This window comes from Pseudoduganella sp. RAF53_2 (genome assembly GCF_052113985.1).
Lineage (GTDB): Bacteria > Pseudomonadota > Gammaproteobacteria > Burkholderiales > Burkholderiaceae_D > Rugamonas.
On record NZ_JBFRDW010000237.1, the window covers coordinates 1 to 12,555 of the forward strand.

Annotated in this window: 15 protein-coding genes; 10 read left to right on the forward strand and 5 right to left on the reverse strand. The window is 54.4% G+C overall.

The features are described from left to right. Positions 1 to 1,218, forward strand: a 1,218-nt coding sequence (locus AB4Z11_RS15310) for a hypothetical protein (protein WP_442026107.1), incomplete at its 5' end; no start/stop codon positions are given. Between the two features lie 153 nt (positions 1,219 to 1,371). On the opposite strand, the gene AB4Z11_RS15315 is transcribed toward AB4Z11_RS15310, so the two are convergent. From AB4Z11_RS15315 to AB4Z11_RS15325, 3 genes are read right to left on the reverse strand one after another with little or no spacing between them, the layout of a single operon-like run. Beyond that, positions 1,372 to 2,037: a hypothetical protein gene (locus AB4Z11_RS15315; RefSeq protein WP_442026108.1), complete on the reverse strand. Its 666-nt coding sequence runs from the start codon at positions 2,035 to 2,037 to the stop codon at positions 1,372 to 1,374. After that, complete coding sequence (locus AB4Z11_RS15320) at positions 2,034 to 2,654, reverse strand: 7-cyano-7-deazaguanine synthase (protein ID WP_442026109.1); 621 nt, start codon at positions 2,652 to 2,654, stop codon at positions 2,034 to 2,036. Before AB4Z11_RS15320 ends, AB4Z11_RS15315 begins: the two co-directional genes overlap by 4 nt. After that, entirely contained in the window at positions 2,651 to 3,982 is a 1,332-nt protein-coding gene (locus tag AB4Z11_RS15325) for a nucleoside 2-deoxyribosyltransferase (RefSeq protein WP_442026110.1), read from the reverse strand. Before AB4Z11_RS15325 ends, AB4Z11_RS15320 begins: the two co-directional genes overlap by 4 nt. Before the next feature lie 472 nt (positions 3,983 to 4,454). Between AB4Z11_RS15325 and AB4Z11_RS15330 the strand changes: the two genes are divergently transcribed. The 3 genes from AB4Z11_RS15330 to AB4Z11_RS15340 all read left to right on the forward strand — a co-directional run bounded on the left by AB4Z11_RS15330 (position 4,455) and on the right by AB4Z11_RS15340 (position 7,511). After that, the gene (locus AB4Z11_RS15330; protein ID WP_442026111.1) at positions 4,455 to 5,477 is read left to right on the forward strand and encodes a S1 family peptidase; all 1,023 of its coding nucleotides are present in this window, start codon (positions 4,455 to 4,457) and stop codon (positions 5,475 to 5,477) included. A gap of 484 nt (positions 5,478 to 5,961) precedes the next feature. Further along, positions 5,962 to 6,291 (forward strand): helix-turn-helix domain-containing protein, encoded by a 330-nt coding sequence (locus AB4Z11_RS15335; protein ID WP_442026112.1) that lies wholly within the window; start codon positions 5,962 to 5,964, stop codon positions 6,289 to 6,291. Then, complete coding sequence (locus AB4Z11_RS15340; protein WP_442026113.1) at positions 6,288 to 7,511, forward strand: type II toxin-antitoxin system HipA family toxin; 1,224 nt, start codon at positions 6,288 to 6,290, stop codon at positions 7,509 to 7,511. The genes AB4Z11_RS15335 and AB4Z11_RS15340 overlap by 4 nt, the downstream gene beginning before the upstream one ends. 167 nt (positions 7,512 to 7,678) lie before the next feature. On the opposite strand, the gene AB4Z11_RS15345 is transcribed toward AB4Z11_RS15340, so the two are convergent. Then, a complete protein-coding gene (locus AB4Z11_RS15345) occupies positions 7,679 to 8,236 on the reverse strand; it encodes a hypothetical protein (RefSeq protein ID WP_442026114.1) in 558 nt (185 codons plus the stop codon). 427 nt (positions 8,237 to 8,663) lie between these two features. Here AB4Z11_RS15345 and AB4Z11_RS15350 point away from each other — a divergent pair, with 427 nt between their 5' ends. Next, entirely contained in the window at positions 8,664 to 9,065 is a 402-nt protein-coding gene (locus AB4Z11_RS15350) for an ATP-binding protein (RefSeq protein WP_442026115.1), read from the forward strand. A 3-nt stretch (positions 9,066 to 9,068) separates the two neighbouring features. Here AB4Z11_RS15350 and AB4Z11_RS15355 read toward each other — a convergent pair whose 3' ends face one another. Continuing rightward, positions 9,069 to 9,974, reverse strand: a complete 906-nt coding sequence (locus tag AB4Z11_RS15355) for a LysR substrate-binding domain-containing protein (protein ID WP_442026116.1) — start codon at positions 9,972 to 9,974, stop codon at positions 9,069 to 9,071. A gap of 97 nt (positions 9,975 to 10,071) precedes the next feature. On the opposite strand from AB4Z11_RS15355, the gene AB4Z11_RS15360 reads away from it, so the two are divergent. From AB4Z11_RS15360 to AB4Z11_RS15380, 5 genes are all read left to right on the forward strand, one after another. Continuing rightward, a complete protein-coding gene (locus AB4Z11_RS15360; protein ID WP_442026117.1) occupies positions 10,072 to 10,812 on the forward strand; it encodes an SDR family oxidoreductase in 741 nt (246 codons plus the stop codon). Positions 10,813 to 10,850: 38 nt separating this feature from the next. Continuing rightward, a complete protein-coding gene (locus tag AB4Z11_RS15365; RefSeq protein ID WP_442026118.1) occupies positions 10,851 to 11,066 on the forward strand; it encodes a tautomerase family protein in 216 nt (71 codons plus the stop codon). A gap of 17 nt (positions 11,067 to 11,083) precedes the next feature. Beyond that, positions 11,084 to 11,251 carry a hypothetical protein gene (locus AB4Z11_RS15370; protein ID WP_442026119.1) on the forward strand — a complete coding sequence of 56 codons (168 nt, stop codon included), beginning with the start codon at positions 11,084 to 11,086 and terminating at the stop codon, positions 11,249 to 11,251. Positions 11,252 to 11,367: 116 nt separating this feature from the next. Beyond that, positions 11,368 to 11,868, forward strand: a complete 501-nt coding sequence (locus AB4Z11_RS15375) for a hypothetical protein (protein ID WP_442026120.1) — start codon at positions 11,368 to 11,370, stop codon at positions 11,866 to 11,868. Positions 11,869 to 11,956: 88 nt separating this feature from the next. Then, positions 11,957 to 12,307, forward strand: a complete 351-nt coding sequence (locus AB4Z11_RS15380) for a DUF1840 domain-containing protein (protein ID WP_442026121.1) — start codon at positions 11,957 to 11,959, stop codon at positions 12,305 to 12,307. The last annotated feature ends 248 nt before the right edge of the window (positions 12,308 to 12,555 follow it).

Genomic DNA, 12,555 nt, shown 5'->3' on the forward strand with positions numbered 1-12,555 from the left:
GCAGCAGTTCCATTGCCCAAAATGCCTGTAAAACTAAAGGAAAAAGCTGAAGTGGCTGAGACCCCTCAGGTACCTAAGGAGGATAAACCTGACACGCCGCCAGGTGGTGGCGGAAGCGTTTTGGCGTCGCTCTCACCGCAACTGAAGAAGGAGCTTTCCGAAACCTTAACCCAGGAAGATGGTAGAAATATAACCGACTCGCCTGGCTTAAGCGCGTTAGGGGTTAACGTTGGAGACATTAACCATCCGGCCACTCCAAAAGATTTTGCGATGGCCTTAGCTAAAGGAACGGACGCATCAGGAAAAGTTAAGGAGGGGGTATCACTTCAGATTGCACCTGCCAGTTTATTTTTCCCGCGAACCTTGCGCGCCGGTGAAGACTATGAGGCCAGTTACCTGACACAAGTGTGGGCCCGGACTTCTGTTGAGTTGGCGACCGCAAAATCTGAGCATAAGCAAATTGGCCAGCAGCTTGCAGGGTCATTGACCTTTGGGATTTTCGATAGGGCGGATCCTAGACTGTACTGGTCATTGCCTGACGCCTGTGCCCGGGATGCGCTTACGGAACTTGGCGAACCTCCAATGCCAGTCAAGCTCATGAATGAGGATCAAGAGAAGCAGTGGACGGAGAAGCAAGCCAAGTATGCATTGAAGGCAAACAACTGTGCTGGGGAGGCCTGGGCCGCCAAAAGCAAAGAGCTATGGAAGGAGCCTCGCTGGTACGCCGGTGCGTCTAAAGCATGGAAGACGGGTGATTCAGAAAAATTACGAGACCTTAAGTCTGGACCTGCAATGATTTGGACTACCTATTCTCAGGGGATGGAGTTCGCCAATACCTCCGCGACGGTTCGAAAGTTATTCGAACTATCGCTATCGAAAAAATGGCACATGCCGGTGCAGGATAGTGACGACGACAGTAAGCTTCATGATGAAGAGCGCACTGATGCCATTGTTCGATTCCGTTTCAGTCGCGACCGCTGGAATGCCTTTGTTGATGCCGGTCTCTCGCGTGTTCGAACTGATGGCGTACTGTCTTCAAATGTTCGAAGGTTCGGTTACGGCGCCCAGTACAGAGTAGACGACAATTTATGGCTTGTGTTGGGCAGTGTCGTCGAACACGGCTATGTAAGCAACGATAGCAAACGCACGCTGCTGAACATGGGTCTCCGATTTGGACAAACCGATAAAGCAGTCTTCCAAGAACCTGGAAATAAGTAGACATCGCAATCGAGGCCTGAAGATCGCGGAGCAGACTTTGCTTCGCGATCTTCGCCTGTGGGAGCTACTTCACCTCTCGTTTTCGCGGCGTTTAGTATGCGGCAAATCTAGCCTTCGTTCTGATAATCGGTAAGGACCTTCAAACCAGGCGCTTTACAGAGCGAGGTTTAGTTGCTGCTGAGCCGAGGACGACGCGCTGCGCCATAACCAAGCATCAAACTCCCGCCTAGGCAGTGCAAGCAAGTCGGCCGCGCAGCAAAAGGACCTTTGCAAAAAATGGTAATCGCTATTTTCGACGCCTACCTTTTTGGCGAAAGTACGAACGTGACGGTCCACAGCGATGGAGTCGATTCCAACGAGACAAGCCATGTAATCGACAGTCTTTGGACCAATGCCGTTGAGGGTTTGCATCGCGCTGCAGAAATTCGCATCCTTCAATGCTGACCGCAAATCTTCAACATCTTCGACCTCCCAGTCCCTCATGAACGAGACTAAGGACTCAAATCGGGTAACCTTCTCGTAATGATTCCAGTTCAGGAACTCGGCAGTCTTGCGCTTTTTTGTCAACTTAACCAATGCTGACACCGTGTCGACCTTTGGATAGGTCTGCAAAATTGCCATCACTCGCGGCCGTACGACGGTTGTGTAATTGAGCCCTGCCTGAAGCACGGAATCGGCAAGCACGCCTCCCATATGATCACAGGTGGCGCGAGGTATTTGCAAACAGGCCAATGCGCCCTCCTCCTTCGCATGGTCTGCAATACGGCGCGCCGCCAGCAGAATTTGGATGGCTGCGTCCTGGTCTAAAACTGCGCTCACACTAACCCTGCCTCTTTCAATGCGTTCAATCGCTCCACGCAGTTCGGGCACGCGCCGCAAGGAAACTGCCCAGACGCTTGGCACGAATAGGTCCGGCCAATCGGGACTCCAAGTGAGACTGCGGAACGTGCCACGTCCGCCTTGGAAGAAAAGCGAAATGGAGAGTGAAAGCGAACAGGACCAATGCTCGATGTGAGTCCATCAAGGTTGTTCATGAAATCTGCCGTGCAGTCAATTTCTTTTGCGTGGTTGCTGTTGATAAAACCAGTATAGACATCGAGGATGCCGATCGTCTGTGCTCGCGCCGCGGCCGCAGCAAAGAACAACATCGTCCGGTAAGGGATATAAAGGTCGTCGTCCTTTACGTCATCGTTCCAGAGATCCGCCTCACAAATCAAGCGGGACTGAGAGCCTCGAAAGATGTCAGAAATATTGTGACGCTCTGGAGGCTGCATACCCGCAGGCAGAACCTCATTAACGCGGTTCCATTCGACGTCCACGCAATGCTGACCGTAGTCGAAAAAGACAGGCAGAACCTCGACGCCTTCTGATGCGAGCTTGTACGCAACGGTCGTCGAATCAAGTCCTCCGGAGGCCAGAAGCAGGGCTTTCTTCATTGTGTTCTCGCCCTCAATTTAGCTAAAACTTGGAAGGTGCCATTCAGGCATTCATCAAGGACCCCGGAGTATACATCACTCCCAGCCATGACCATCGTATTGGGGTTCTCATTGCGAGGATCAAACGTAATGACAGGTTTGCCCAGTGCGATTGCCATCCCGATTTCTACTAACGTACCTGGGTCTCGCCCCAGTGGGACTGCGAAGACTGCATCGCAATCCGTCAAGAGCTGATAGTCCTTTTGAAAAGTATGGGCCAGCTCGGTTTCACGAGCGGGTCGTTCAACTTCTCCATTTTCCAGTATTGGGCGCCGCACCTTGAAGTTGTGATACGCCAGGCTCTCGGCGGCGAGATCAAGCTCGGGCTTGTCGAAATATGAGAAGTCGGGGCCGGCCAAGTAGATGGAAAATTTCTGGCGGTCGTGCCAAGGAAGCGCCACTCCGCCGAGAGCTCGCAAGACGTCTACTGGAAGCCTGAAGCTACGTTGGATATCTCGCTTAAGGTCGTCGGGGTACGTGGTCTGTGAGTATGCCGTAGCTGCCTGGCAGCCGCGCCACGCAGCCTCATGCCAACCCTTTTCGGATAGTCCGACCATAACAGCCGTGTACACGTCGCCAACGCCGACCGAATTTACGGTTTTACCTAACGTCGCCGGTATCTCTTCAACGCTGCCGCTCTGCATGTCGAAAAGCCTGCTCCCTCCTCTGTTCTCCTTCAACAAGAACACTACAGGAGACAGCGTCTTTACTTCGTCAATCAGGTTTTCGACATTGTCGTTCCCGGCCCTAATGAAAAGCTCTGAGGACGTCGAAATGATGACTGCATCCAGGCGCTCACGAAACGCGCGTAGCGACGAAAGGTCGTCGATATCGTACGCAACGTCAAACGTGAACTTTGCGTCAGGTGAGAACAAGGTCAGCAACGCTGTAACATCGAACTTACCTGGGAAGACAACTACCTTCCCGTAGCTGGCGAGGCTTGGCAATTGCTCATTCAATGTAATCTGTTTTCGTTCTCGCAGCAGATCCTCGTAGCCTTGATGCGACACCTCTGTGGCGTCACCAATCACTACAACATTAGGCGCACCGACGACATTACCCAGCCAATGAAATTCCTTGCAGCCGTGAGCTAAGAGGTAGTCTCGTGTGTCATCCACTAGATACTGAGGGCAGAAGGCCGCAACGGAATACTCCAAGCCGGCAGCCCAGAGGCCTCGCGCGGCATGTACGACGCCGCCTAAACGCAGCTTACACAGCGCGCCATTTTGCGGCAGCGTGAAATCAACTACAACCTCGCCGAGAATCAATACCGGAGCTGATTTCTCCATGATCAGTGAGGGGTGAAGTCAACCGAAACAGTGGGAACTGGACCTGCCGACGCCGCCTTGACGAGGCCAACATAGTTGGTTCCGTCAGCAAGACACGCCGCCAAGTAGTTGAACGCATTCGGCAGTGCACCAACTGTCGTGCCGCTGGAGTCTACTGCGAACAATCGACCGCGCAACATAACTGTCAGCACTGAGCCGGGACCAGGAACTCCGCCGCCTGTTTGCATATAGTAGGTGCATTGTGCGACCTCTTCCAAAACACACTCGAAGGATTGTTGGCACCTGTCTACTCCACTCGAACCTCCTCCTCCTTCAGCTCCGGGCGCATCGGGCTTCTTTGAGCCAGAGTAGTCAGTGAAACGGCCAGACCCTGTGCTTCCCATGGCGCTCTCCTTATTTGCTGTATAGGTTGTAAGACTTGATAAGTATTTACTAATTTAATAGCATACACCAAAGGCTCATTTAAGGTTAATTGAGCAACATAACTTTCCTATCAGAAGTAACTTCGTTACGCGGGCTCATTGGCAGTACAGGTCTTCTCAGGTTCCACATCGGGGATGGGATTTTCGTTACGGCCCGACATGTGGTTGACGGAATGACTATAAAAGAAATCGCGACCACGAAGTCAACCTTAACAGAAGAGGCGGCTGGTGGCAAGGTAGCCCCGCCGCGTTACTTGAAAATTCTGGATGGGCCTTATTTTGGTCCTGACGGTTTAGACGTCGCAATCTTTAGTGTCGACCTCGGGGAAGTGCCTTTGCCTGCAATCACGGTTAGCGATCACACAGATTATTCTCTTCAAGAGAATGACTTAGTCCTTTCAGACATTCTTGTCATAGGCTACCCGCCGATTCCATTCACGACCATGCCCAGCCAAGTCGTCACCCTAGGACAGATCAGTGCTGTGGTGCGAGTATGGCATTCTCCGGTGCTTCACTTCATCGCTTCAACCATGGCTCGTGGCGGGTTCAGCGGTGGTGTTGTGCTCGACCATTCAGGCGTCGCGCTGGCCTTAGTGACCGAGAGTCTAGGAAAAGATGATATGCCTGTCGAAACTGGCTATATGAGCCTACTGTCGATTGAGCCAGCAGTAGACCTTGCCGTCGAAAAATTTGGGTTCGATATCCATGGGGTGAAGCAAGGCCGTTACAGCGACATCCTCCTGGCAGTGAAGTTCACCGACTCGTCGAGACGTTCACTCAGTTCCTTCATCTTTGACGCAAGCTTATACATCTATGATGACGACCGTGATGTGTTCGTCGAAATTAATTGCGTCGATGAAGTCTTGCTGGCTAACGCAGTCGCAACGTTCCAAGCCATCACTCCGCTGATTCGCCACGACGTCGATGATGGAACGGTTCTATACACACCCACAGAAAATCCATCTGCAGAACTATTGTTTCAGGCCGGCGAGGCTGTCGCCGCATTTTTCACGAATTCCGGCTATAAGAAAATGGTGTCAGACCGCAACCGATGGCAGTTCAAAGACGCATGAAAAGATGGCTGAACCAACGTATCTCAGGATCGCAGCCCTTGGTCACAAGAACTAGTCGGCTTGAACACATAAAACCATCCGCCTTCAAACGGGGCTTCGGGCTAGTGTCGCGGAGCGGGAGCTCTTCGATTGACTCCACCAAAGTGCAAACCTGTCGGAGCCTATCCATCGGAGGTCGACATTCAACAGCCGCCACCTGTCAGTTCTGCCTTACGTTTGTGAAACTGGGCTGCCAAGAACATTCTGTCGTAACGGTCTTTCACGATGGCGATTCGCCGCCAGGAAAAACCGCTGCCGAGCAGCGCTAAGGTTCGGTTCCGCACGATCATGCATAATCGATCACCCCATTAATACCCATATATCTATGCCTTACATCGAAAAATTCGAAATAAAGCCTGCCTTTTGAGGCGTTATATACATACCTCATTGACATTACCGCAGTTATCGCACACATTTAAGGCATTAGCTAGAAAAATAGCCATTCATGCCCTCTTTTCTGGACTTTACACTAGCATCTGACGCTGAGATTGCTCGAACACTGGGCAAACGGTTGGCCGCAGTACGATTGCGCCGCGGCTGGTCTCAAGCAGAGTTGGCCTCCCGCGCCGGTCTAAGCCGCAATGCCGTCCAAACCTTCGAGACCGCAGGAACTTCCACTTTAGGCAGCCTGATAGCTGTGATACGCGCGCTAGGGCTGGAAGGCGAACTCACTGGGCTATTTGTACTTCCAGAACCGATGTCCATCGCTGCCATGGAAATGGAAGCGGAGGGTCAGCGCAAACGCGCACCCCGCACAGCAAAGCAACGCACATGAAGAAGGTCGACGTCAGGTATCAAGGCTGGGGTGAGAACTGGCTTCTCGGCACGCTTGCGGATAACGGCCGGCGCATCCTTTTCGAATACTCTCCGGAAGCACTGGCTCAAGGGCTAGAGCTCTCGCCGTATCGCCTCAAGCTGCAACCCGATGCCTATGGCAACTTTCCGGAGTATCTTGAACATCTACCAGGCCTTATTGCTGACTGCCTGCCCGACGGCTGGGGCATGACTCTGATGAATCGCCTGTTCCACAAACACAACTGGGACACCAGCAATATCTCGCCGCTGACGCGGCTGGGCTTTATCGGGCACCGGACAATGGGTGCTCTGACGTTCGAGCCTAAAATTTCTGCGGATATGGCGCCGACCTGGCTGGATCTTCAGCAACTGGCCCGAGATGCCCAAGTCGTGCTCAATGATGAAGACCCTCGTTCGTTGGAACAGTTGGCCATTTTGGGCGGCTCACCCCATGGCGCCCGCCCTAAGGCACTGGTTCATCGAGACCGAATGTCCGGTCGCATTAGTAGCCACCCCTCGGAATCTTCCTACCCCTTGCTGGTTAAGTTCCACGCGCAGAGCGAAGCGAAAGAAGTCTGTGCAATAGAAGCGGCATATGCCGAACTGGCAAGCCAGTGCGGTCTTGAGATGCCCACTGCCTACTACTTCGATTTGGGACCGAATCTTGCGGGCTTTGGCGTGCATCGTTTTGATATGCATGTGGGTCTTCGGGTACCCGTCCACACCCTGGCGGGATTGCTGCATGCGAATTTCCGTCAACCTCAGATTGACTACAAGACCTTCCTGCGAGCGACGAAGTTTTTGACGAGGGACGTTCGAGAAGTATGGAAAGCCTTCGAGCGCACGGTGTTTAACGTGCTGTTTAACAATCGTGACGACCATATCAAGAATTTCTCATATAGACTCAATCAAGGGGGACAATGGAAACTTGCGCCAGGCTACGACCTCACATTCAACGTCGGCCCTAGTGGTGAGCACTACATGGACGTAGAAGGTGAGGCTCGCAATATTGGCCGAAGCCACCTCTTGGCATTGGCCAAAGGCGCCGACTTGGATGCGGCCGGAGCTGGCCGGATTATTGACCGAATGGCTTCCGTGGTGGACACCCTGCCGCAGGAGTTTCAAAATGGTCCCATCAGCAAAGCGTCTGTGATTCAGCTGACGCATCAAATCAGCGCAAACCGGGACCGACTGATCTGACTGGCCCGAACCACACGTATTCTGTAGACGCAGTTGAAAGCAGGCCCAACGCTAAGTGCTGGGCCTAAAGAGAGCTGTGGGTCTCATATCGCGGCCAAAAGCGAACGCGTCTTAACTCAAAAGCGCCATCGCGCGCTCACATCAAGCTTAGGTGGGACGGAAACTCACTAAATTAAATCCTCATCGCCGAAACCGTTGGGCGACACTTGCCTTGGCAGAATCCGCTCACTTGGGGCTCTGAAACCGCCGAGTCCCACCGCTCCGTCGACACAAGCAAACTCGAAGCATTCTCTGAACCTTGCATAGGTCTGATAGCCTTCCTCGTCGCCCCAGTCGGCCTTTATTTGGCTATCCCATTTCCTAAAATCAGCGGCAAGCTTCCTGCAGACCATTGGCCCATAGTCGAGATCTGGTCCCGACTCAAACAGCTCAGCAAAGTCCAAACCGTTCCTAAGATGTTGAGGAGCGTCTTCTCTCACGTAGTACTTGAGGTGGTCAAGCCAAGCGAAGAAGTGGCAGTAATGGTCGAAGACACGGTACGAAACTTTACGCTCATAAATGTAGTCACCCAACCATTCTGCGAATCCACCGTCTGGTTCGGGATGAAAATCGCCAACAAACCGGTTCTCATAGCAAGCGCCGTCGTCGTCGTATCGGACGAATGGTGAAATTAGACCGTGGAACAGGCGTACGCCTTGTACTGCAGAAATGTAGCTAGCAGCCATAAAATTCCTTGTGATAAATCATTTGAGAGATGAGACCTGGTTGGCAGCCCGTAGAGTTCAAGACTCCACAGGCCACCTGACCGTATAGCGCGATTGAGGGTCCATGATTTAGACAATCCCGTTTTGTTGACGATGACAATCGAACGCTTTCTCATCGCTGGCGGAGTGGTCTTGGCAGCTAGTTCCCCCCAGACGCACATGCGGCAGACGTTCATGTCTGCGCCCTTCTTAGTGGCCCCGAGTTCGTGCTTGCTGTCTGAGGTCGCAAAATTCCACACCTTTTGGGAGTTGTGCGTTTATTTATGATCATTTTTGGTCTACTTCCAAATGTGCGTTTAATTAGGAACGTTTGGGCGTCCGAGAGTAAAACGCACAAAATGTAAGTCTTTGATTGTAAAGAGGCGTCTGTGCGTTTATTTATGACTTTGTGCACTACCAGGGCCGCATATCAGGTCCGCTAATGGACCGCATCGACATGCACATCGAAGTCGGACCAGTCCCAGCCGCTATTCTGGAATCGGACGAAGACGGGGAAGCCTCCGAATACATCTCCCGGCGAGTTGGGGCAGCCTTCAAACGCCAGTTCGCGCGCCAGCACAAGAGCAACCAGCAACTGACGCCGCGGGAAGTCGACCGCTACTGCAAGCCCAACCAGGCAGGCGTTGAAATCCTGCGCCTCGCCATGGCGAAATTCGACTGGTCCGCCCGCTCCTACCATCGGGTGCTGCGTGTCGCCCGCACCATCGCCGATCTGGCCGGAGAAAGAACAGTCGCCCCGCACCACGTCAGCGAGGCCATCCAATTGCGCCGCGGACTGCGACTGGAGTGAGATTCAGGCGCTGAAACGCCGTGCATACAGTTCGCTGAGCCAGTCGACAAACACGCGCACCCGCGGCGACAACTGGCGCCGGTAGGGATATAGCGCTGAGATCTTCATGCCAGGGCTCTCCCATTCGGGCAGCAGCTCGACCAGCCGGCCRTCGTTCAGCTCATGTTCAACGTGGAAGCGCGGCACCTGGACAATGCCGCAGCCGCGCAAGGCGCACAGCACATTGTTTTCAGCATCATTGACGCTGATCCACCCCGGAAGAGAATAGTCTTTCGCAGCCCCATCAACCATCAGGGTAAGCGGATAATCGATTCCGCCGCTGCTGGCAAAGAACTTGACCATCTGGTGTCCRTTCAGCAGTTCATCCGGGTGGCGCGGAGTACCAAAGCGCGCCAGATACTCGGGACTCGCGCACAAGACTTGCGGCATCACCACCAGCGGACGCGCGATCAGGTTCGAATCCCTCAAAGTACCGGCGCGAATCACACAATCCACACCTTCGCGCACCAGGTCGACCAGGCGATCACCACTGCTCACCACCAGTTCGATATTCGGATAACGCGCGCGGAACTCATCGATCACGGGCAGCACGATATGCATGGCGTGGGTACCGCTCATGTCAACGCGCAGCGTGCCGCGCGGGTTCGAGGCCACGTGACGGAAAGACGCTTCGGCATCGTCCAGCTCGCTCAGGACGTGCACACACCGTTCGTAATAGGCCTGGCCATCGTGGGTGGCACGCACTTGCCGCGTGGTACGGTCAAGCAGGCGGACACCGAGGCGCGCTTCCAGGTCCTTGATGGCGTGGGTCGCCGTGGGACGCGGAATATCCAGCATCTCGGCTGCCCGGCTGAAGCTGCCAGTTTCCACGATCCGGGTGAACAAGACTAGCGTGTCGAGCCTGTCCATTGTTAATCCGCATGAAATTTATATGTGCATATTTTCGCATTTATTCACAGACAGATAACAACAATAATCTGTTCCATCAACAACGAAGGAGCAGGAAATGACTGCAGCAACACGAAAAGTCGCGATCGTGACTGGCGCTTCTCGCGGCATTGGCCGGACCATCGCCTCCCGCCTCGCTGACGACGGCTACACGGTTGTCGTGAATTATGCCGGCAACGCAGACGCAGCAGCCAGCGTGGTCGGGGAGATCCGCAGCAAGGGCGGTACGTCCATCGCAGTAAAGGCCGACGTCAGTCAGCCGGCAGAGGTGCAGGGACTGTTTGCGGGTGCCCGCGAAGCATTCGGGCGCATCGATACAGTGGTGGCAAATGGCGGCGTCATGAAGAACGGGCTGATCTCCGCGATGTCAGTCAGCGACTTCGACCAGATCATGACAGTCAATCTGCGCGGCACTTTCCTGCTGATGGCGGAAGCTTCCCGGCACTTGCAAAGCGGCGGCCGCTTCATAGCGCTGTCGACCAGCGTCATCGCGAAGAATGTGCCTACTTACGGTCCCTATATCGCCTCCAAGGCCGGTGTCGAGGGATTGGTCAGAGTGTTTGCCAATGAACTGCGCGGCAGGAATATCACGGTCAACGCCGTCGCGCCTGGACCAGTTGCAACCGAACTCTTCTTCCAAGGGAAAAGCGACGAACAAGTAGCGCAAATCGTCATGCAATCACCGTTGGAGCGCATCGGCCAGCCGCAGGATATTGCCGAAGCGGTTTCTTTCCTGGCTGGACCGCAGGGCAGCTGGATCAACGGCCAGGTCATCCGCTCGAACGGCGGCTTCGCCTGATCGGCAGGCACCCCTTTTACATTTTTCAGGAGAATCCCATGCCATTTGCAAACTTCAAATTCCCGGAAGGTATCATCGACGCGGCGCGCAAGGAAGAGATCATTCACCGCACCACGGCAATGTTTGTCGAGTTCTACGGGGAGGGCGTACGCCCTTATTCGATGGTCCTGGTGGAGGAAGTCGCCGACGGCGGCTGGGGCCGGGCAGACGAAACGCTGACCCTCGCCAAGATGGGCAAGGCGCCGCAATCGTGATGGCCGGAACAGCGCGCTTGCCGCGAGCAGAGTCTGTCGGCTATGCACTGCTGCGCGTGGTCTACGGGCTTGTCGTGCCGGCGCATGGCATCCCTAAGGCCATGCGGATTCCGCATGGTTCGATGGGCGATCCATTCAGCAGTACGGCAAGCCTGATCCACAGCCGGCTCGGGCTTCCCTTCTAATACCCGCTGATCCTCGGCGCGACGGCGGCCTTCTTCGCACTGCGCGGTGGAGATTGCTATTCCGTCGATGGACTTATGCGATACCCTTCCTTGCGCCGCCCTGCTACCATCGCATAATGAACACTAAACGCACTCTTGCGGTAATGGCCGCCGCCGCTATCCTGATGGCCTGCAGTCCGAAGTACGACTGGCGCGATTTCCGAAGTAACGATGCGCCGTTCGCCGTCCTGTTCCCCGGCAAGCCTGCCACGCACACGCGTAATATCAACCTGAATGGCGAGCAGGTGCAAATGACGATGGCTGCCGCTGAAGTCGAAGGCACCCTGTTCGCCGTCGGCAGCGCCGAACTGCCCGACGAAAGCAAGGCGGCCAAGGCCGTGCAGGATATGAAGGCGCAGATGGTGCGCAACGTCGGCGCAAGCAACAGCAAAGAGACCACGAAAGACGGCGCATTCCTGGTCGAAGCGCATGGCGTGCAAAATGGCACCCCCATGCTGCTGCATGCGCGCTTCCAGTCGCAGGGAAAACGGGCGTATCAAGTGGTCGTGATGGGGAAAGAGAAAGATATCAACACCGAGATAGTTGATACCTTCATGAGTTCGTTTAAAGTGAATTAATAGCACCTTGCACGCATGTGCTCTGCATGTGCCTTTTGTCTAGACGTGTTATCGTATTAGCACATCAACAAACTACGGGAAGCGCGCCATGTTGATCAAATTTAATTCAATATCCTCTCCGGAAGTCTTGATGGCTCACGAGCATGTGGAGCGCATCATGGACCTTCTGCAAAAGAGCCCAACGCGTGGCGTAATCACTGCGGCGGAAGCCTCGAATGCCTTGCAATTGCTGGAAAAAGAGGTAGCGCTCAGCAAGCTGCACCCTGAAGTGGACTCCAGTAACGGGCAACATTTGCCAACGCACGCCTTGCCCGACGAAGGCGAAGACGCCGAGATGGCCGAAAGCCAGAAAATCAGCTTCGCCCAGCGCGCATTCCCCCTGTTGGAAATGCTGCGCGCTGCCAAAACCGGCGGCCACGATATTGTCTGGGGTGTTTGATCTCAGCCTGGATTCGACGACAATCAAGTCCCCGTTTGGCAATGGCAGCACACCGCGCGGGTAGCGTAGCTGGATGCGCTGCTGCGCTGAAAAACCCACGGCGCAAAAGCGGGTGGCTGCCACATCGTGGCAGCCACCTGGTTTTATGTCTTGGGTTCAGAAAGCAAAAAACCCACCGGCGCATGCGCCTGGTGGGCTTTTTCAATAACTAGCCTGACGATAACCTACTTTCACACTGGTTGCAGCAC

Coding starts and splice junctions, on each gene's coding strand:
- AB4Z11_RS15380 (WP_442026121.1), top strand. CDS start 11,957: ATGTTGATCAAATTTAATTCAATATCCTCTCCGGAAGTCTTGATGGCT.
- AB4Z11_RS15365 (WP_442026118.1), top strand. CDS start 10,851: ATGCCATTTGCAAACTTCAAATTCCCGGAAGGTATCATCGACGCGGCG.
- AB4Z11_RS15325 (WP_442026110.1), bottom strand. CDS start 3,982: ATGGAGAAATCAGCTCCGGTATTGATTCTCGGCGAGGTTGTAGTTGAT.
- AB4Z11_RS15320 (WP_442026109.1), bottom strand. CDS start 2,654: ATGAAGAAAGCCCTGCTTCTGGCCTCCGGAGGACTTGATTCGACGACC.
- AB4Z11_RS15360 (WP_442026117.1), top strand. CDS start 10,072: ATGACTGCAGCAACACGAAAAGTCGCGATCGTGACTGGCGCTTCTCGC.
- AB4Z11_RS15340 (WP_442026113.1), top strand. CDS start 6,288: ATGAAGAAGGTCGACGTCAGGTATCAAGGCTGGGGTGAGAACTGGCTT.
- AB4Z11_RS15375 (WP_442026120.1), top strand. CDS start 11,368: ATGAACACTAAACGCACTCTTGCGGTAATGGCCGCCGCCGCTATCCTG.
- AB4Z11_RS15345 (WP_442026114.1), bottom strand. CDS start 8,236: ATGGCTGCTAGCTACATTTCTGCAGTACAAGGCGTACGCCTGTTCCAC.
- AB4Z11_RS15335 (WP_442026112.1), top strand. CDS start 5,962: ATGCCCTCTTTTCTGGACTTTACACTAGCATCTGACGCTGAGATTGCT.